Source organism: Fictibacillus sp. EA-CB0309 (assembly GCF_055814265.1).
In genome coordinates this window covers 3,828,901-3,847,777 of sequence record NZ_CP169271.1, presented here as the reverse complement: position 1 = coordinate 3,847,777, position 18,877 = coordinate 3,828,901, and the positions used below count along the sequence as shown (strand labels likewise).

The following is an 18,877-nucleotide window of genomic DNA, read 5'->3' as shown; positions in this document are numbered from 1 at the left end:
AGCTGATCCTGCTTTTTTTGATGAACTTTTTCTGAAAGATAACTTTGGAGTAGGGAGTATTTATTTTAATAATATTCATATAATAGGTGACGTATAATTTGAATTAAATGGAAGATTCCGCACTTTTAAAGGAGATATTCAATGATAATTGATTGTCATTTTCATGTGGATGAAAAGATGTTAACTTTAGAAAAAATGATAGAAGAAATGGATAGAAACAATGTTGATAAAACTGTTTTAATTCCACCTATGAATGAGACTATGTTTGAAATCGATAGTATTTTTCAACATAATTTACAACGCTTATTTCGTTCTTTAATATTAAATGTTCCTCAAATCGGGCTTAAAATTTATGATGGTCTTGTAAAGGATGGACGTTTAAAACTTTATGGAAATTCATATGAAATTTTTTCTAAGCCCAATAACGATATAGTCGCTTCTGCAATTGATAGGTTCCCAGATCGTTTCCTCGGCTGGGCAGCAGTAAACCCAAAAATACCTTTATCATTAGAAGAAATAGTAACATATCTTAGTAACTCTAGATTTATTGGCGTGAAAGCTCATCCCTTCATGCATAAGTATAGTATTAAAGAACTTGATAGAATTGCAGCTATGTGTGTGGAAATGAGAAAACCTATGCTCATACATCTATCATCAGAAAAAGACTCCTATAAATATCTTCCAGAAAAATATCCAAAACTTAAATTAATATATGCACACGCAGGTCTGCCTTTTTGGAAGGAACTTTGGATATACGCAAAGCACCAGCCAAACGTATATGTAGATACATCAAGTGATTATTTAAACCCAGCTATAGTGAAGATGGCATTGGAATACTTAGGATATCAAAAAATACTATATGGCTGTGATGGACCTTATGGAATGAAAGAATTTAACAAGTATGATTACTCTGCAAAAAAATTTTGGGTGGAATCACTTGAGATTCCCGATAATCAAATTAAAAGTATCCTTGGGGAAAACTTCTTAGAGCTAGTTAAATAAATACTAGATAGGTTAGAATTATCTGTATGAGAGTTTCAAATGCGAAAAATACAGTCAAAAGATTAAGGTGTTTTATATATGAAAAAATCATTGTCATTGGTGCAGGAATTCTAGGAGCATCCACTGCTTATCACTTAGCCAAATCTGGTGCTGAAGTGACTTTAGTGGATCGCCAAGATAGAGGACAAGCGACAGATGCGGCAGCAGGCATTGTTTGTCCGTGGCTTTCACAGCGCCGAAACAAAGCGTGGTATCAATTAGCAAAAGGTGGTGCACGTTATTATCCTGAGCTGATTGAAATGCTCGAAGCAGACGGGGAAACCGATACGGGATATAAACGAGTAGGCACACTCAGTTTGCATGCGGATCCTGAAAAACTTGAAAAAATGGCAGAACGCGCAATGAAACGCCGAGAAGATGCGCCTGAAATTGGGGAGATTACAATTCTTTCACCTGCTGAAACGAAAAAGCTTTTTCCACCTCTATCTGAAGAATACGGATCGGTTTTCGTAAGTGGTGGAGCACGCGTGAATGGCCGAGCGATGCGGAATGCTTTAGTGCGGGCTGCGGCTAAAATTGGTGTAACAATCTTAAATAGCAGCGCGACGCTTCTTAAAAATAGTAATGTTGTTGTTGGTGTCACCATTGAAGGTGAAGAAATACTTGCAGATGAGGTTATTGTCACTGCAGGTGCGTGGTCTAATGAGATCCTGCAGCCGCTTGGTATCAATTTTAAAGTAACTCCACAAAAAGCCCAGATCATTCACTTGGAGTTGCCAGAAACAAATACAGCAGATTGGCCAGTCGTAATGCCGCCGACAAACCAGTATATCTTAACATTTGATGACAGAGTGGTTGTAGGAGCAACGCACGAAGATGAAGCGGGTTTTGATTCTCGAGTAACAGCTGGTGGTGTCCATGAAATTCTTACAAAAGCATTGGCTGTTGCACCAGGTCTGTCAGACGGAACGATTCTTGAAACGAGGGTAGGATTCCGTCCGTTTACTCCAGGGTTTTTACCTGTTATCGGTCCATTACCGGATTTTAAAAATGTATGGATCGCGAACGGACTTGGAGCATCGGGGTTAACGAGTGGCCCATACCTTGGTGCAGAACTAGCAAAACTTGCATTGGGAAAACCTACAGAACTGGATATATCCAACTATGACGTAGCAGGTGCAATCGAATTATAAATGAGAAGAAGACAACATTTAATAATTGAATGTTGTCTTTTTTAGATCGTGCTTCCAATCGGTTTTAAGCTGAAATAAACAAGATATTCATTAACTTCATACATATCATATATTTTTTTGTTGATACAAAATTTAAAAATTAAGTCGTTTGTATCACTATTAGATAGTGAGTATCCGGCACTCTCCAGAAGTTCTTCTGTATTCTCTTCGTTCAATTTCAATGCCAGAGCCAGTGCAAGAATCGTATTTTTCTTTGGCCGATAATCTGATTTAGAACGAATCTTTGAAAAATGCTTTCGATCTAAGCCAGCTTTTTTGTAAATCTCTGCGTCAGATACACCCTTTTGATCAATAAATTGAAAGAGTTTTTCTTGCAGTGTGGGCTTTTTGTTTTTGTTAATAAAATCATCTAACTCAAATCTCAGGCTGTTCTCTTCTAAACATTCTTCAAACATTTTGGAGGATTTACAAGCTTCTAGCTCCATTATCAAATGTTCATCAAGATAGGTTTGCAATTCTAATAAAATCTTTTGTTTAAGCATACTGACCACCTCCCTAAATGTCGCTTTACAGGCGACCATCTTCTCGATAATTGTAGCTATTATTATAGCATGACAAATCGTTAGGAGATGGTTAGAGATGAACAAGAAGTTAACGGAAATCGTGTTTTTGTTGGATCGAAGCGGTTCGATGTCAGGGCTAGAGAATGATACGATAGGCGGGTTTAATTCGTTTGTTAAAAGACAATGTGAGTTAGAAGGAGACACACTTCTCACAACGGTACTCTTTGATGATCAGTATGAAGTTCTTTGTAACGGTGAGCTTGCCCAAAACGTGCATTTAACAAGGAATGAGTACTATGTTAGAGGAACTACAGCCCTTTTAGATGCTGTAGGTAAAACAATAGTAGATGTAGGTTACAGGTTGTCACAAGTAAAAGAAAACGAGAGACCTGGGAAAGTAATCTTTGTTATTACGACTGATGGAATGGAAAATGCGAGCCAAGAATTAACGTATGAGAAAGTAAAGAATCTGATTCACCACCAGCAAGAAAAGTACAGCTGGGAGTTTATCTTTATGGGTGCAAATATTGATGCATCAAAAGAAGCGCAAAGTATAGGTATTCAAGAGGAAAATGCGTTTCGCTTTGAAGCTACCCACGATGGTGTAGAGAATATGTACACGATCATGAGTGAGGAAGTAACGGAAAGAAGAAAATAATGTAATGACTTAAGATAGTCTCCATAATAAAGGGGACTGTCTTTTTTATTGTTATCAAAAAACAATTTATTGCATATATTGGTAATATATAGTACATTACATATGTAATGCACTATAGTAGTAAGTTGGAGGTGAGGAATATTGCTGCTGAATGCTGACAGTATGAAACCGATTTATGTTCAGATCTCTGAATGGCTTGAAAATGAAATATTGAATGAAACGATTCAAGCAGATGAAAAGGTCTATTCACAATATCAATTAGCTGAGATGTTTAATGTGAATCCAGCCACCGCAGGGAAAGGCATCAACCTGTTGGCTGACGATAACGTTCTTTATAAGAAAAGGGGATTAGGAATGTTTGTTGCTGCAGATGCAAGAAAGATTATCCTCAGAAAAAGAAAGAATTCCAAGCTGAACTCACTGGTTACCGAGCTAGCGCAAGAGGCTGTTCAGTTACAAGTGGAAGTAGAGGAGCTTGTGACAATGATCAGAGACACGCACCAAAAGATAAAGGAGGAGCAAGCATGAATGTAGTGGTATGTAATGACCTATCAAAGCAATATGGAAAATCAAAAGCCATTAATAATATGACCTTTCAATTAGCGGAGAATAAGATTACCGGCTTAATAGGACGTAACGGAGCAGGGAAGACAACTCTATTAAAGATCATAGCAGGCTATCTTCATCATTCTTCTGGTGACATTCAAGTATTTTCGGAGAATCCATTTAATAATCTGAAAGTCTCCGCTAATACCATTTTTATAGATAACGAAATGAGCTTTTCTCAAGGATTAACATTAAAAGAGCTGCTTGAAACAGCGGGAAGCTTTTATCCGAATTGGGATCACGACTTGGCTTTGCGTTTATTCGATTATTTTTCTTTGAATCCAGAACAGTACCACGGGAATCTTTCAAAAGGAATGAAAAGTACCTTTAATATGATTCTTGGCCTAGCTGCTCGCTGTCCACTTACGATTATGGATGAACCAACGAGCGGTATGGATTCAGCTACAAGAAAAGACTTTTACCGAGCGCTGTTAAAAGAGTACATCGCTTATCCGAGGACGATTATTTTATCAAGCCATCTATTAGATGAAGTGGAAGATTTGTTAGAAGACGTATTGCTTATTAAATCAGGTGAGAAATGTCTTCATCTGTCCATTGATGCATTAAAAGAATTTGCGATTGGCGTTCGAGGTAAAACGGAGAACGTACAGGAATGGATCGACAGAATAGAACCGATTCATGTGCAGGAAATAGGCGCAAATATGTCGTACGCCGTTGTGAAGAATGACCGTTCTATAAAAGAACTTGAAGATGCCAGACAATTAGGACTAGAAATCACGCCTGTTTCCGCAGAAGACATCTGCAGTTATTTAACAAGTAAAACAAAAGGTGGGATCGATCATGTATTTAACAGAGGTTAAGTCTTGGGACATCGTGAAGAAGCAATATCAATATAAGTTAAAATCTTACTTTGGGGTGTTCACTTCTCTAGTTGTCATCCAGATGCTCGCCATCTTTTTTTCCTTCAATGGAAACGGTATGAGCGGTAGTACATCTAATTCTATATCTTATGAGGTCAATTATTATTCAGGTGACATTATATTAATGTTTATGATGATATGGGCGTTTATTACAGCCATTATCATAACGACCAAAGCTTATCGATACGATGATTTTTCTTTTATTACAAACCGAAGTATTAGCCACTATTCGAACATTCTTTTTCTCGTTTCTGCTAGTATTTTTGCAGGAATTACGGTATACCTTTCCACTCATCTTTTCCAGGTTCTCGCCTTTTATCTAAAAGACAATTACTCAATCTTAATAGATACACTGTCTTTACCTGCACTACTAATTGGAATTAGTGCATCGATTCTATATATCTTTCTTTTTGCCAGTGGTGGTTATTTAATCGGGATCTTAATTCAATTGCACCGAGGCTTTGCTTTCGTTATTCCAACCTTCCTATTTGGGGGTTTAATTCTGGATGGCCTTGGTGGAAACCCGACGTTATTTATGAATGTAAGTAAGTTTTTGCATCTGAATCCTCATTTAGCGTATTTGTCATCAAGATGATAATCGTATCTTTTATCTTATTACTTTGCAGCATAGGGATTTCTAACCGAATGGAGGTAAGGAAATGAGTATTATTGTTATGCTGATACCAATCCTATTTCTTGTGGTAATTACTATGGGAATAGGCACTTACATGGTACGATCAAATAACAAGAGAAGCGGCGGACTTCGCAAAATTAAATGGCTGCTTGGTGTGTACACAACCGTATTGCTGCTAGCGACTGCTTTTTCTTTTACGCTTCTGCCTGAGCATGTTACGGAAGGAAAGATGGTAACGAGAAGTGAGATGGACAAAGCCCAAGATGCGCAAAGAAAGGTTTTAGATCGTGCTTTTGCTGGGAAACTTGAGAATTTCAAGGGGACGTTTTTAGAAAAAGAAAGCTGGTCGTTTCCCTATACAGAGAGCACATTGGATGTAAATATGATTGATGAAGAAATGTATGGGATCATAGTGTTTGTTGAAAGAAAGAAGGATAACGACGGTGTTGTAGAAGCTTCCCATTATTACGGCAAATCTTATATTGATGGAATGGATTTTACCGATAAAATAGAGTCTCCTTCGCTTGATGTTAATGGCAAGACACTCTCCATAAAAGGTCCTGAGTTGTTGGAAATTACTTTTACTAAGTTCTCACAAGGTTTTGCGTTTAGTCAGTTTTCAGGGACTGGAAATGCATTTGAGGATCGTCATACATCTGTCATGGGAAGTGACTTTATACTTTTAAGTGTACCCAGTAATTTAAAAATCACTGGTGATGTTAATCTTGTAAACGAATAGGGAGGAGATGTTGGGTTGGAAAACAAAAACGTATTATTGGAAGCCTATAAACAAGCTAAATATCAGGTGACGGGTCATGGGAAAAGGGATATATCTGTACTGGTAGATGCATTAGACACAGTTTCCGACCAGCAAGAAAGTGATATGTACGGTACTGGTCACATTATTGAAGCTTTTCAAGAAAAGATGGCAGCTTATTTAGGTAAAGAATCTGCCGTGTTTTTTCCCAGTGGGACGATGGCTCAGCAGATCGCGATGCGCATCTGGTGTGACCAAAAGGGGATGAAGAAAGTAGCTTACCATCCGTTATGTCACTTAGAAATTCATGAAGAAGATGGTTTGAAAGAGTTGCATCATATTGAACCAGTGCTTCTTGCTGCTGAGGATAGAATCATCGAGCTTGATGACGTGGTAAATATGAAAGAAGAGGTGTCTTGTATATTGCTTGAACTTCCTCAGCGGGAGATAGGCGGACAGCTCCCGACTTATAAAGCGCTTCAAGCGATATCTGATTATTGCCGAGACAAAGGCATTAAGCTTCATCTGGACGGAGCAAGACTCTTTGAAATTCTCCCATACTACCAGAAGACTGCGGCTGAAGTTTGTGCTCTTTTTGACAGCGTTTATGTTTCTTTCTATAAAGGAATTGGGGAATTGCTGGAGCGATTTTAGCTGGTCCAAAAGATTTTACTGAAGGTTCAAAGGTGTGGAAAAGACGCCACGGTGGTGACCTGATCAGTCTTTATCCTTATATCATAAGTTCTGAGTATTATTTCGAACAACGCATTGGAAAAATGGATGAGTATTATGATGGCGCAAAAGAGTTGGCAGATTTTTATAACGCTTGTGAAGGTGTCCATACACTGCCAATAAAGCCTGTCTCTAATATGTTTCATGTTCACTTTCATGCATTGAAAGAAGAGATTGAATCTATTTTAGCAGAAACGTATGTTGAAACAGGAATTGGTTTAACGGGACACCTTCGAGAAAAAGATGATTACAGATGCTTTTTTGAAGTGAGTATCGGTGATAACTATTCAAAAATTCCTAAAAATGATTTAAAGCATGCATTTAAATTACTCAATCAGAAGCTGAGAGAAAGAGTACTAGCTTAATTGTAAGAAGTTGATCTGTTTGGAAAGTGATTTGTCCAAAAAGATCAACTTTTTTGTTCCTTATCGAAGCGAACTGCACGTAAAATCCAGCAGCCTGAGTGGAAATTAGCTAAACTTGCACGCAGACGAGATTCAACTGCGCGAACGTGTAATTCTAAGAGAATTTCTTCTATGACAGTTGATTGGAGTGTAAGGTGCGAGACTCCTGCGGGACAGGCGGGCAGGTGAGACACTTAAGAGTGAAACGTTACGAATGTGGCTCACCGCCTGCCCCGCGGAAAGGGAGCAGCCTGAAACGGAAATCAACCCTTTCAAGAGCAACTAAGCCTGCTCAAACAAAAAGAACTGCTCTAACAGCAGTTCTTCATTATGACATATTTAGTTATTCTCTGGATCTGTATCGTCGTTATAAGCGCCAGGTGCTTGTTTTGCATTGAACGTCCAATCTACTTGGAGTTTATCTCCTTGGAATTGGTTTTGATCTTCACCATTATCTACGAACTGGAACAACACGAACATTTTTTCCTTTTCTCCTGGAGGAATTCCGTCAGGACGCTGTGTGGTGCCAACAAACTCATCGATTGCTGTAAGGTCAGGTTGTTTTTCTTTAAGTTGTGCCAATGTTGTCTCAACGACAGGTACAGTTGCACTGCTCGTGTTGTACATGATCGTTACTTTAATGTGGTTTGCAAGGTCATCTGTATTATCAGATTTTGCATCTTCAACTGTATATTTCGTATCCAGCAATACTTGATAGATGTCTAGAGATCCTTTGTTTTCAAACGTAAATTCACGGTACACTTCGTCGCCAGGTTTAATGTTGTCAATGTTAACCACAGCATTTGGATTAATGGAAAGATCCAGCGTACCTGCAGCGAACGTGTTTTTTGTTTCAAACGTGTCACTAAAGTAAGCGAAAGTTCCTCCACCCATTAATGATAGACCAAGTGCTGCTGTCATTACCCCTTTACTTACTGTCTTTGTAAAACCCATTTTCTCAACCTCCAATAGTAGTATGTAATCAGATTTATTAAACTCGTATGTATGCTAGATACATAGAGAGCTAACCATATTTATACTTTTTCTACATCCAGTTTTCTGGCTGCTTTCACAATGGAAAAGGCAGCAGAAGCAAATAATAAAAGCCCTGGAATAAATAATAGGAGTGCAGATGCTTCCTTAGATTGAGTCATATTTAACGCATAACCTGCATACGGAATTGTAAATCCGGTATAGCTCCCAATTACATCATTTGAAGGAACGGACCACATATCGGGTCCGTCATTGTTATCTCCTTTTGTTTCATAAGAGACTTGTCCATTTTTATTATGAACACCGACGATTCTGTGAGTAATTAGCTTATCTTCCATTTGAAATGTTATGATCTCTCCTTTTTTAAAGGAGTCACGGTTTTCTGCTTGTTTAATAGAAATGATTGATCCAGTTTGAAAAACAGGTTCCATAGAGCCAGATAATACAGCTTTTATCTGATAGCCGAAAACGGAAGGTTCAGCTCCTGAAACGCGTGAAGATAGAATCACAAAAGCGAGCAAACAAATGACAATAACGAAGGCACTACTCATTAGTTTCGTTGTTATTTTCAAGAATTTTTTCATCATGTTCTGGCACTCCTTCGTTTTGGTCTATGATCTCTGCCTTATCTACAGAAGGTGTTTCCTCTGCAGCTTCCTCAAGTTCTTTTGAAAATTCTTTCTTTGTCTCTTCTTCCAATTTTTTAATGCGTAATTCAATAGAGAAACGATATTTTTCGATGTATTGAAAATCAATTGTTTTCTTAATTTGCTTGACTCTCTCATCTATTTCATTCCAACCCTCTAGGACAAATCGGTATGTATTCTGATCTAGTTTTCTAACTTGTTTATGATAGGCAGCTAGCTCATTGTGCTTGTTTTCAAAATGATTTAATAAAGAGTGAAGTTCCTGTTCCTTTACTGTGAGATCAGCTAGTGCTTCCTTCAATTCTTGTAAAGTTGAATTATCTGATACTTGCGGAATGCTTTCGTAAACAGAGAGCATGTCCACATGTATTTGTTGAGCGCTCTGAGTAAGCTCTTGAATGGTTGACGGAAAAACCATGGCAGCTGAAACTTCAATCGGTTTTAATAGAGCCTTACTTGAAAAGGCTGCTTCTGTTTGGCCAGCAATTTGTGCTCCAGAGTAAAAGGAAACAGAGCATAATCCTAATAGAACCAAACCTTTATGGAATTTGCCCATCACATTCAGCCCTCCTCATCTCGTTGATTAGACCCTATTATTACAGAATTGTTCGGAGATTGTTATTGGGTTAATTCGTACGTAAAACATAGACATTTTTTGTCGAATGCAGACAAGATATACATAAAAGCCCGAAAAACCGCACGAAAATTAACCCAATTGACCACTTTTGCAATCTTCTTAATAATTGGAATTATTCCGGAAGCACATTATGAAGAAGAGGTGAATGGGTTGAAGAAGAAAAAACAAAAACGCTTAAACAAGAAAGTGGTCATTCCTGCAGTTTTAGCATTATCGGTTACGCTTGGTGGTTTTTCATTGCCAGGATCCAATGCATACGCAAATACGTCAACCGTGTTATTCCAAGCACCTGAAGGATTAAGCAAAGCTGATGTGGTAAAAGCTTATTTGCAATCACAGGTGGTTTCAGAGGTTGGGGCAAGATCAACATCTTCAATTGGTGATCAGTTTAAGATTGTAAGTCAGTTTGCGGATAGTGCGACAAATACATACCACGTTCGTACTGTAGAGCAATATAATGGCATTCCGATCTATGGCAGTGGACAAACTGTCGCACTTGATGCTGACAACAACGTGTATGCTTCCTTTGGAAAAGTAACTCAAACATTAGCCAGATCCATTATTCCTACTGAACCTTCTATCACAAAAGATGACGCAGAAGGAACAGCAAAAGAGCAAGTAGTTGCTGAGATTGGAGAAGTTAAGCATTTTGACGGAGTAGAAACAGAACTAACGATCTACCCGTATGAAGGAAGAAACTACTTAACGTATTTAGTAAAAGTATCGACTTCTGTTCCTGCGCCAGGCTACTACCATTATTTTATTGATGCAACTACTGGTGAGATTGTGGATCAGTTTAATGCGGTTCATGAAGCTGATGCACCGGCGGTTACACCAATTACTGGTCGAGGATTAGATGTTTTTGGTAAGGTTCAAAACTTTATTGCTGTAAAAGACAATGTTTCAGGGAAAAGCTACCTTCATGGTGCAGCAATTGCAGGAGGAACTACAACGAATCCAAACATCGTACCGGTTCATACGTACAAAGCGAACCGTATGGGTGAAACAGCGTTCATTCTTTTATCTGGACTCTTTGGACTTTCAGGATTTGAAGTAGAGACAGGAACCACTTTCTTTGCTGATCCTGCAGCGGTTTCTGCACATTCAAATTCAATTAAAGTAAATAATTACTACCAAAGCATTCATAAGCGTAACAGTATTGATGGAAAGGGAATGCCGATTATTAGTACGGTTCACATTGGATCAAAATGGAACAATGCGGCTTGGAACGGAAAGCAGATGCTTTACGGAGATGGGGATGGCATTCTTTTCAGCTCACTAGCAGGAGCGATGGACGTTGCGGGGCATGAGATGACACATGGTGTAATCTCTAAGACTGCCAACTTAACATACCAAGGAGAATCCGGTGCGATCAACGAATCCCTGGCTGACATCTTTGGTGCATTGTCTGAAATGCATTCACATGGTTTAACAAGTCCATCTGAATGGGAAATGGGTGAAGATATTTTCACACCAAACGTCCCAGGTGATGGAGGACTTCGTTCAATGAGTAATCCGAAATCCAAGAAGCTTTCTGCAGCTTATGGCTTAAAAGACAATGCTTATCCAGATCATTATGAAGACCGTTACTTAGGTGAGTTGGACAAAGGCGGCGTTCATATTAACAGCTCCATCAATAACAAAGCAGCTTACCTGATCTCAGAAGGTGGCGAACATCGTGGAGTTAAAGTAACAGGTATTACGCGTTCAAAAACAGAGAAGATCTTCTACCGTGCGTTAACAAACTATCTAGTACCGTCTTCAGGATTCAAAGAGATGCGTGCTGCAGCGATCCAGTCAGCTCGTGACCTTTATCCGGACCGAAACGGTGCTCCGTCAAACGAAACTAAGGCAGTTATCGCCGCATACGATGCGATTGGCGTACCAGCCCAATAAAAACATTACGAATCCACGAGAGAGTAATCTTTCGTGGATTTATTATGGAAAAATAGTGGGTATTAAGACTTAAAAACATGACTATAGAAGGAAGAAAACCTATTTGCAAAGAAACTTTTATTATTAAACATTTGTTCATGAGGAGAGACATCTATGATTGAGGGAGAAATTATAAAATTTTATCGTAAAAAAAGAGGACTTTCTCAAGAACAACTAGGAAAAGACATTTGTACAACAACACATGTCAGTAAAATTGAGCGAGGACAGACGAAGTACTCAACAGAAATTATTGCATTATTTTCAAAGCGTCTGGATATCGATATACAAAAGGAGATGGAGTTCTTTCAAAGCATGGAAAAGAAACTCCACCAGTGGCATAACTCTATTATCATGCAAAGGATGAAAGAGGTAGAGAAAACAAAAAATGAGTTGGATCAATTTCCAATCGTTCAGTTCTCAAAACATTCTGCTCTGTATCAATTGGTCTTAGCTCGATATTATCTGTTGAAAAAAGATACACAAAAAGCACTGAATATCATAAACAAACTTAAAGATGAGCACCTGAGCCCATATGAAGAAAACATGCATAAACATATAACAGGTATCTATTATTTACAGAAGTGCAATGATTTTCATATAGAAAATCGCAAAAAAGCGGTGGAGATTTTAACGACGATTAACATGGACGTCTATGGAAATGAAGAATGCTGCTATCATTTAGCAATGGCTTATCAATGGGTTGAATCGAAAACGATGGCATATATAAATGCCAAAAAAGCGGTGAATTATTTTAAGAGAAACAATAACTTTTCTAGAGCCATTCAAGCAGAATCAGTCATGCTGCTTCAAATTGAATGTGCGACTGATCATGATTTTGAGCAAAAAGTAAATCGATACCTTCAGTTAATTCAGGATAGCGAAACCTTGAACGAAATCGGTATTATAGGAATGCTGTTACATAATCTAGGTCTTGAGTATTTTAAACGAAAAGATTATCAAAATGCTCATATTTATTATCGCAAGGCGTTAAAGATGGCCGACAAGAAAACAGCGATTTACTTAAATCGACTATTTAATTTCCTGGATAACAGCATCGACGGGGAACTGCAATCACGAAAACAACACTTAAAAAGCGCAGAAGAAGGGTTAACGGTTGCCAAAACGTTGGAACACTACTTATATATGCACTTATTTCAGCTCCACCTATTTATTATTAAAGGGGAAATGGAATCTTATTATGGTTACTTAGAAAATACAGCGCTGCCATTTTTTCAGTCTCATAATCAATTTAGTAGAATGGAGAAGTTTGGAAAGCAGCTATATCACTATTATGCAGAAACGAAGCAATATGAAAAAGCAGTTGAAATTTCAGGTGTGTTTCTAAAGAGAGATTAAATAAGCGCTTGATAAGATAGGTTGGATATGAATAATCCCCTGTCTTTTTTTGTATAAAAAAATCAGAAAATTTGTATTGAAACTTATGAATGGTCAGGTTATAATTTCAATTAACGAAAGCGCTTTCGGTAAAGAGGAGATAACAAATGGCTACGATTTATGATATTGCAAAAAAGACGGGTTTTTCAACGACTACCGTCTCTAAAGCACTTAACAATTATTCAGATGTTAGTGAAAAGACGAAACAGAAGATATTACAAGCAGTAGAAGAAATGGGCTATCTACCAAATGCCCATGCCCAATCTCTTTCAACGAAGAAGTCTTGGACAATCGGTGTGATGTTCTCTGAATCTAATGAAGTCGGAATGAAGCATCCTTTTTTTAGTGCCATTATTGAAAGCTTTAGAAAGAATGCAGAACGTGAAGGGTATGACTTAATATTTGCTTCTCGTAATCTGCGGAATCGAGATATCAGTTATTTAGAGCATTTTTCTTACCGAGCTGTGGATGGAATTGTTGTAATATGTTCTGATCCACAAGATCCACAAGTACAAGAGATGATAAATAGTACGATTCCTATCGTTGTCATTGATATGAACAAACAGAATTGCAGTCTTGTGTATTCAGACAATATTGAAGGTGGAAAGCTAGCGGTTAATTATTTGTTTTCACTTGGTCATACAAAAATTGCACACATAGCTGGTGATTCCGCAACTGATGCAGGCGCGGAGAGAATCAAAGGGTACAAAAAAGCAATGGGAGACCTTAAGCTTCCCATTCTTGAAGGCTATCTGGTTAATGGAGGATTGTTTTCTATAAACGAAGGCAAAGCTGCCATGGAAAAACTTTTATCTTTAGATGATGTTCCGACAGCTGTATTTGTTGCAGGAGATCATATGGCGATCGGGGCAATAGAAGCTATTAAGGACAAGGGATTACGTGTGCCTGAAGATATTTCAATCATCGGTTATGATGATATCGAAATGGCGGCATACATAACACCGAAGTTAACAACAATTAAGCAAGATACAGAGCTAATCGGGTATCACGCGGCAAAACTGTTAATGGAACAAATCTTCCAAAAGAAAAAGCTGGTAAAATCTGAAAAGATCCCAGTAGAACTTATTATTAGAGACTCTTGTTCTCAAAAAAATAAAAAAATTTTTTAGGGCATTTCGAAAACGGTTTCGAATATTTTTTTAAAGAAAAACGAAACCGCTTTCGCCAATATAAAAATTATGTAAGGGGAAGGGGTACACACATGAAAAAGAAGTTAAGTATATTTTTAGCTTTAGTGTTAGTAGTCGGGTTATTTGCGGGTTGTTCTAGTGACTCAAAAACATCAAGTGGTGGTAAGAAAGATGTGGATTTAAGAATCTGGTCATTTACAGATGAGCTTAAGAAACCAATCAAAACGTTTGAAGAAAAGAATGGCGTAAAAGTAGAGTTAACAATTGTGCCAATCGCAGACTATCCAACAAAATTAAAGCCAGTTTTGGAAAGTGGAGTTGGAGCACCTGACGTTTTCACAGGTGAAATTGCCTTTTTAAAACAATGGGTTGATGCGGGTTACTGGGAGAACTTATCAGAAAAGCCGTATAACGCAGATGAGTTATCTGATAAATACGTACCGTATGTATTCGATCTAGGAAAAGATAAAGAAGGCGATGTACGTGCGCTATCTTGGCAAACAACACCAGGAGGCATTTATTATAAGCGAAGCCTTGCTAAAGAAGTATTAGGAACAGATGATCCGGCTCAAGTTGGAGAAATGATGAGCTCTATGGATAAAGTATTTGAAGTAGCTGAAAAAATGAAAGCAAAAGGCTATAGCATGTTCCCTGATGAAGGATCTATCCGCTGGTTTGCACAAGGCGATAATCCACAGCCATGGGTGAATGAGAAGAATGAATTGCAGCTAACTGACGAAAAGATTGAGTACATGGATTATTCCAAAAAGCTTCGTGATAACAGCTACACAGCTCTTGCTCCTGAATGGTCTCCATCATGGTTCGAAGGAATGGATAAGCCGGTTAAGGTAAAAGAGGGTGGAAAAGAGAAAGAAACTCAAGTATTCTCTTATGTTCTTCCAACATGGGGCCTTCATAGCGTATTAAAAACGAATGTAAAAGAATCTGTTGGAGATTGGGCTGTAACAAGCGGTCCGACACCATACTTCTGGGGTGGAACATGGCTTGGGGTTTACAACAAGTCTGACAATAAAGAACTTGCTTATAAATTTGTAAAAATGATGACGCAAGATGATGAATTCTTAACTTCTTGGAGCAAAGAAACTGGGGACGTATTATCTTACCTTCCTGTTACAAATGCCATTAAAGATGACTTTAGCGATAAGTTCTTAGGTGGACAAAACAACTACCAATTCTTCTTGGAGCAGTCAAAAGAAATTACTCCTGGCATCGTAACAAAGTATGATCAGCAGTTAGATACGCTTTACGGAAATGCGGTTCAACAGTATGTAACTGGTAAGAAATCAAAAGAAGCAGCAATTAAAGAATTTTATCAAAAAGCACAAAACGCTTACCCTGACTTAAAAGTACCTAAGAAATAAGTAAAATTTTTAAGCGTGTGAGTGGCGGAGAAACTACTCTGCCACCGCACAACTATTGAAAGGAGGAGGGGAGATGAAGAATCTAAACAGATACGGCTATTATTTTATTGCCCCATTTTGGATCATCTTCTTAGTGTTTAGCATTTATCCAGTCGCATTAACGTTTTATTACAGCTTTACGAATTATACAGGCAGCGGTGAAGCCCAAATTGTGGGACTCGCTAACTATAAACGCCTGCTAACGGATACGTATTTTGTAGAAGCCTTCTTTAATACGTGGAAGATTTGGGGTGTGAACTTTGCTCTTCAAATTGGACTTGCTTTAATTCTAGCCATGATCTTTTCTGATATGAGGTTGAAGTTAAAAGGTATTGCGTTTTTTAGATCTATCTTTTATCTTCCTAACTTAATTACGATTAGTTCGGTAGCTCTTTTGTTTGGTATCTTACTAGATTGGCAGCATGGCTCACTTAACATGATGTTGCTAAAGCTAGGAATTATTTCAGACCCGATCAACTGGCTGAATGAACCGACGAGCGCTCAGCTTTCTGTATCGCTAATCCTGACGTGGATGTGGTTTGGTCACTCTTTTATTGTCGTAATGGCAGGGGTATCAGGTATATCCAAAGACTATTACGAAGCAGCATTAATTGATGGTGCAAATCGCTGGCAGACGTTTTCTAAGATTACGATTCCGCTATTAAAGCCTATCCTGCTTTATATCATGATTACCTCACTTATCGGAGGTCTTCAATTGTTTGATTTGCCGATGCTTTTAACAGATGGAATAGGATCACCTGATGGATCGCTTAATACAATGGTGCTCTATTTATACAATCAAGCCTTTAAATATAACAATTATGGATACGCTGCAGCTGTAGCATATGGCTTATTTGTTATTACTCTCATATTCTCTGCTTTTATTTTCAAAGGGATGTATGGGAAAGAACGTAAACAACCAAGGCAGGTGTAAAGCATGATAGGAAAAACAGCGGTGGATAAAACTTTTTCAAATGAAGTGAAAAAAACAAGTGTAATAGAAACAAAACCGAAACCAAAAAGAAGCATACCAAAACTAATCCTATACATCGTACTTAGTGTAATGGCTATTGTTTGCTTTATCCCGTTTTTAATGATGCTTGTGAATGCTACCCGATCCAATGAAGCGATCTTATCTGGTTTTACTTTAATCCCAGGAAGTTCATTGGTAGAAAACTATCAAACGATGATGAGCTACATCAATATTTGGGCAGGCTTTAAAAACAGCTTAATCATTTCTGTTCTCGTTACGCTATTGTCGGGATACTTCTCAGCGCTAACTGCTTACGGCTTTGCATTTTATGTATTTAAAGGCAAGAACGCAATGTTTGTCTTTATGTTAGTGATGATGATGGTTCCAGGACAGTTGGGTCTAATCGGTTTTTATGAGTTAAGTAAAAACTTAGGAATACTCGATACGTATATTCCGCTTATCATACCAGCAGTTGCGAGTCCATTTGTCGTATTCTTTCTGCGTCAATATATTCTAACAACACTTCATCCGAGTTTGATTGAAGCGGCAAGAATTGATGGCGCAAGTGAGTTTAAGATTTTTCATACGATTGCAATACCTATTATGATGCCAGCTATTGCGACTATGTCAATCTTTACCTTTATTGGATCGTGGAATAACTACATTTTGCCTTTGGTTGTTCTATTTTCACCAGAAAAATTCACATTACCTGTACTGATGGGATTCTTAAAAGGGTCACAAGTCGCTCAAAACCTTGGATCCATGTATTTAGGGATTGCCATTTCGGTCGTACCGATCATGATTGCTTTTCTGTTTTTATCAAAATATATCGTCAACAGCATTTCAGCAGGATCTATCAAAGAATAGAGGAGAGAAACAACTATGCATTTTAAAGAGTCATTCGTTTTTGGAACAGCTACATCGTCTTATCAGATTGAGGGAGCTCGTCTTGAAGGAGGCAGAACACTTTCGATCTGGGATACATTCTGTGATACTCCAGGGAAAGTATACAAACAGCACAACGGAAGTGTTGCCTGTGATCACTATCACCGATATGAAGAAGATATTCAGCAGATTAAGAAGCTTGGAGTAGAAACATACCGTTTTTCTGTATCCTGGCCGCGCATTTTTCCTGAAAAGGGAGTGTACAATCCAGAGGGAATGGCGTTTTATAAAAAATTGACGCAGCGTTTGCGTGAAGAAGGAATTAAACCGGCAATTACCCTATATCACTGGGATCTTCCTCTATGGGCACATGAGGAAGGCGGATGGGTGAATCGTGAATCGGTAGAATGGTTTATGGACCTAGCAAAAGTGTGTTTCCAGGAGCTTGATGCTGAAGTTGACTCATGGATTACACATAACGAGCCATGGTGTGCGGGTTTCTTAAGCTATCATCAAGGGTTCCATGCACCTGGACATACGAATATGGATGAAGCGGTTAAAGCCGTCCACCATATGCTTCTTTCACACGGAGTAGCAGTTCAATTTTTAAAGAATGAGCTCCAATCAAAAACGCCAATTGGAATCACATTGAATCTATCGCCGATCTATGCGAAAACAGATTCTGTTAACGACCAGCTGGCTGCTAACAATGCAGACGGCTATTCGAACAGATGGTTTTTAGATCCTGTATTTAAAGGGTCGTATCCTGTAGATATGATGAATTTATTCTCTAAATACGTTCACTCTTATGACTTTATTCAGCAGGGAGATATGGAGATCATCTCTACTTCTTGTGATTTCTTTGGAATTAACTATTATAGCCGAGGCATTGTTGAATTTTCAGCGGCAAATGATTTCTTGCATAGAGGTGCTCATTCAGACTATGACAAAACAGGCATGGGCTGGGATATTGCGCCAGAAGAATTTAAAGATTTGATTAGAAGACTTCGAAAAGAATACACGGATCTTCCTATCTATATTACAGAGAATGGTGCGGCGTTCGATGACGTGCTTGAGAACGGTAGAGTCCACGATCATGGCCGTGTGGATTACATCGAAAAGCATCTTCAAGCCGTTTCTGATCTGAATGATGAAGGTATGAATATTGAAGGCTACTACCTGTGGTCTCTCATGGATAACTTTGAGTGGAGTTTCGGTTATAACAAACGATTTGGAATCATTTATGTAGACTTTGATTCTCAGGAGAGAATTTGGAAAGACAGTGCCTATCGATACGCTGAGATTGTGAAGAACAGAGGAAACCAGAACAGCAGTAAAGACACGGATGCTGTAACAGTTAGTTAATTCTATACAAATCCTGTTAAGCCCCTACATTTGTTAGGGGCTTTT

At 38.3% G+C, this 18,877-nt stretch carries 19 protein-coding genes and 1 pseudogene; 16 read left to right on the top strand and 4 right to left on the bottom strand.

What is annotated here, in order from left to right; all coding sequences use genetic code 11:
* Window positions 1-141: 141 nt before the first annotated feature.
* Window positions 142-1,002, top strand: coding sequence for an amidohydrolase family protein (locus tag ACEWFH_RS21670; protein WP_473725640.1), 861 nt, complete (start codon window positions 142-144; stop codon window positions 1,000-1,002).
* Between the two features lie 26 nt (window positions 1,003-1,028).
* On the top strand, window positions 1,029-2,195 hold the full coding sequence (locus ACEWFH_RS21665) for an NAD(P)/FAD-dependent oxidoreductase (protein WP_473725639.1): 1,167 nt from the start codon (window positions 1,029-1,031) through the stop codon (window positions 2,193-2,195).
* Between the two features lie 41 nt (window positions 2,196-2,236).
* Here the strand turns inward: ACEWFH_RS21665 and ACEWFH_RS21660 are convergent, their stop codons facing one another.
* Window positions 2,237-2,737: a hypothetical protein gene (locus ACEWFH_RS21660; RefSeq protein WP_473725638.1), complete on the bottom strand. Its 501-nt coding sequence runs from the start codon at window positions 2,735-2,737 to the stop codon at window positions 2,237-2,239.
* A 97-nt stretch (window positions 2,738-2,834) separates the two neighbouring features.
* On the opposite strand from ACEWFH_RS21660, the gene ACEWFH_RS21655 reads away from it, so the two are divergent.
* The 7 genes and pseudogenes from ACEWFH_RS21655 (at window position 2,835) to ACEWFH_RS21625 (ending at window position 7,828) form a co-directional block, all read left to right on the top strand.
* Window positions 2,835-3,416, top strand: coding sequence for a vWA domain-containing protein (locus ACEWFH_RS21655; RefSeq protein ID WP_473725637.1), 582 nt, complete (start codon window positions 2,835-2,837; stop codon window positions 3,414-3,416).
* A gap of 141 nt (window positions 3,417-3,557) precedes the next feature.
* Window positions 3,558-3,944 carry a GntR family transcriptional regulator gene (locus ACEWFH_RS21650; RefSeq protein ID WP_473725636.1) on the top strand — a complete coding sequence of 129 codons (387 nt, stop codon included), beginning with the start codon at window positions 3,558-3,560 and terminating at the stop codon, window positions 3,942-3,944.
* Entirely contained in the window at window positions 3,941-4,843 is a 903-nt protein-coding gene (locus ACEWFH_RS21645) for an ABC transporter ATP-binding protein (RefSeq protein ID WP_473725635.1), read from the top strand. The genes ACEWFH_RS21650 and ACEWFH_RS21645 overlap by 4 nt, the downstream gene beginning before the upstream one ends.
* The gene (locus ACEWFH_RS21640; RefSeq protein ID WP_473725634.1) at window positions 4,824-5,498 is read left to right on the top strand and encodes a hypothetical protein; all 675 of its coding nucleotides are present in this window, start codon (window positions 4,824-4,826) and stop codon (window positions 5,496-5,498) included. Before ACEWFH_RS21645 ends, ACEWFH_RS21640 begins: the two co-directional genes overlap by 20 nt.
* A 64-nt stretch (window positions 5,499-5,562) precedes the next feature.
* Window positions 5,563-6,276: a hypothetical protein gene (locus ACEWFH_RS21635; protein ID WP_473725633.1), complete on the top strand. Its 714-nt coding sequence runs from the start codon at window positions 5,563-5,565 to the stop codon at window positions 6,274-6,276.
* Between the two features lie 15 nt (window positions 6,277-6,291).
* Window positions 6,292-7,391, top strand: a pseudogene (locus ACEWFH_RS21630) (threonine aldolase family protein).
* A gap of 194 nt (window positions 7,392-7,585) precedes the next feature.
* Window positions 7,586-7,828 (top strand): hypothetical protein, encoded by a 243-nt coding sequence (locus ACEWFH_RS21625; RefSeq protein ID WP_473725632.1) that lies wholly within the window; start codon window positions 7,586-7,588, stop codon window positions 7,826-7,828.
* On the opposite strand, the gene ACEWFH_RS21620 is transcribed toward ACEWFH_RS21625, so the two are convergent.
* The 3 genes from ACEWFH_RS21620 to ACEWFH_RS21610 form a co-directional block, all read right to left on the bottom strand.
* A complete protein-coding gene (locus ACEWFH_RS21620; protein WP_473725631.1) occupies window positions 7,770-8,384 on the bottom strand; it encodes a TasA family protein in 615 nt (204 codons plus the stop codon). The genes ACEWFH_RS21625 and ACEWFH_RS21620 overlap by 59 nt on opposite strands.
* Before the next feature lie 80 nt (window positions 8,385-8,464).
* Window positions 8,465-9,007 carry a signal peptidase I SipW gene (gene sipW / locus ACEWFH_RS21615; protein WP_473727393.1) on the bottom strand — a complete coding sequence of 181 codons (543 nt, stop codon included), beginning with the start codon at window positions 9,005-9,007 and terminating at the stop codon, window positions 8,465-8,467.
* The gene (locus ACEWFH_RS21610; RefSeq protein WP_473725630.1) at window positions 8,967-9,626 is read right to left on the bottom strand and encodes a hypothetical protein; all 660 of its coding nucleotides are present in this window, start codon (window positions 9,624-9,626) and stop codon (window positions 8,967-8,969) included. Before ACEWFH_RS21610 ends, sipW begins: the two co-directional genes overlap by 41 nt.
* Before the next feature lie 231 nt (window positions 9,627-9,857).
* Here ACEWFH_RS21610 and ACEWFH_RS21605 point away from each other — a divergent pair, with 231 nt between their 5' ends.
* From ACEWFH_RS21605 to ACEWFH_RS21575, 7 genes are all read left to right on the top strand, one after another.
* Complete coding sequence (locus tag ACEWFH_RS21605) at window positions 9,858-11,603, top strand: M4 family metallopeptidase (protein WP_473725629.1); 1,746 nt, start codon at window positions 9,858-9,860, stop codon at window positions 11,601-11,603.
* 153 nt (window positions 11,604-11,756) lie between these two features.
* Entirely contained in the window at window positions 11,757-12,998 is a 1,242-nt protein-coding gene (locus ACEWFH_RS21600; protein WP_473725628.1) for a helix-turn-helix domain-containing protein, read from the top strand.
* Window positions 12,999-13,144: 146 nt separating this feature from the next.
* Window positions 13,145-14,167 (top strand): LacI family DNA-binding transcriptional regulator, encoded by a 1,023-nt coding sequence (locus ACEWFH_RS21595; RefSeq protein ID WP_473725627.1) that lies wholly within the window; start codon window positions 13,145-13,147, stop codon window positions 14,165-14,167.
* Window positions 14,168-14,259: 92 nt separating this feature from the next.
* Entirely contained in the window at window positions 14,260-15,570 is a 1,311-nt protein-coding gene (locus ACEWFH_RS21590; RefSeq protein ID WP_473725626.1) for an ABC transporter substrate-binding protein, read from the top strand.
* A gap of 73 nt (window positions 15,571-15,643) precedes the next feature.
* Window positions 15,644-16,543, top strand: coding sequence for a carbohydrate ABC transporter permease (locus ACEWFH_RS21585; RefSeq protein ID WP_473725625.1), 900 nt, complete (start codon window positions 15,644-15,646; stop codon window positions 16,541-16,543).
* Window positions 16,544-16,672: 129 nt separating this feature from the next.
* A complete protein-coding gene (locus ACEWFH_RS21580; protein ID WP_473727392.1) occupies window positions 16,673-17,449 on the top strand; it encodes a carbohydrate ABC transporter permease in 777 nt (258 codons plus the stop codon).
* 15 nt (window positions 17,450-17,464) lie between these two features.
* Window positions 17,465-18,832, top strand: coding sequence for a GH1 family beta-glucosidase (locus ACEWFH_RS21575; protein ID WP_473725624.1), 1,368 nt, complete (start codon window positions 17,465-17,467; stop codon window positions 18,830-18,832).
* Window positions 18,833-18,877 lie beyond the last annotated feature (45 nt).

Coding starts and splice junctions, on each gene's coding strand:
- ACEWFH_RS21585 (WP_473725625.1), top strand. CDS start 15,644: ATGAAGAATCTAAACAGATACGGCTATTATTTTATTGCCCCATTTTGG.
- ACEWFH_RS21635 (WP_473725633.1), top strand. CDS start 5,563: ATGAGTATTATTGTTATGCTGATACCAATCCTATTTCTTGTGGTAATT.
- ACEWFH_RS21620 (WP_473725631.1), bottom strand. CDS start 8,384: ATGGGTTTTACAAAGACAGTAAGTAAAGGGGTAATGACAGCAGCACTT.
- ACEWFH_RS21640 (WP_473725634.1), top strand. CDS start 4,824: ATGTATTTAACAGAGGTTAAGTCTTGGGACATCGTGAAGAAGCAATAT.
- ACEWFH_RS21600 (WP_473725628.1), top strand. CDS start 11,757: ATGATTGAGGGAGAAATTATAAAATTTTATCGTAAAAAAAGAGGACTT.
- ACEWFH_RS21610 (WP_473725630.1), bottom strand. CDS start 9,626: ATGGGCAAATTCCATAAAGGTTTGGTTCTATTAGGATTATGCTCTGTT.
- ACEWFH_RS21645 (WP_473725635.1), top strand. CDS start 3,941: ATGAATGTAGTGGTATGTAATGACCTATCAAAGCAATATGGAAAATCA.
- ACEWFH_RS21590 (WP_473725626.1), top strand. CDS start 14,260: ATGAAAAAGAAGTTAAGTATATTTTTAGCTTTAGTGTTAGTAGTCGGG.
- sipW (WP_473727393.1), bottom strand. CDS start 9,007: ATGAAAAAATTCTTGAAAATAACAACGAAACTAATGAGTAGTGCCTTC.
- ACEWFH_RS21580 (WP_473727392.1), top strand. CDS start 16,673: ATGGCTATTGTTTGCTTTATCCCGTTTTTAATGATGCTTGTGAATGCT.
- ACEWFH_RS21595 (WP_473725627.1), top strand. CDS start 13,145: ATGGCTACGATTTATGATATTGCAAAAAAGACGGGTTTTTCAACGACT.
- ACEWFH_RS21655 (WP_473725637.1), top strand. CDS start 2,835: ATGAACAAGAAGTTAACGGAAATCGTGTTTTTGTTGGATCGAAGCGGT.
- ACEWFH_RS21575 (WP_473725624.1), top strand. CDS start 17,465: ATGCATTTTAAAGAGTCATTCGTTTTTGGAACAGCTACATCGTCTTAT.
- ACEWFH_RS21670 (WP_473725640.1), top strand. CDS start 142: ATGATAATTGATTGTCATTTTCATGTGGATGAAAAGATGTTAACTTTA.
- ACEWFH_RS21665 (WP_473725639.1), top strand. CDS start 1,029: ATGAGAGTTTCAAATGCGAAAAATACAGTCAAAAGATTAAGGTGTTTT.
- ACEWFH_RS21660 (WP_473725638.1), bottom strand. CDS start 2,737: ATGCTTAAACAAAAGATTTTATTAGAATTGCAAACCTATCTTGATGAA.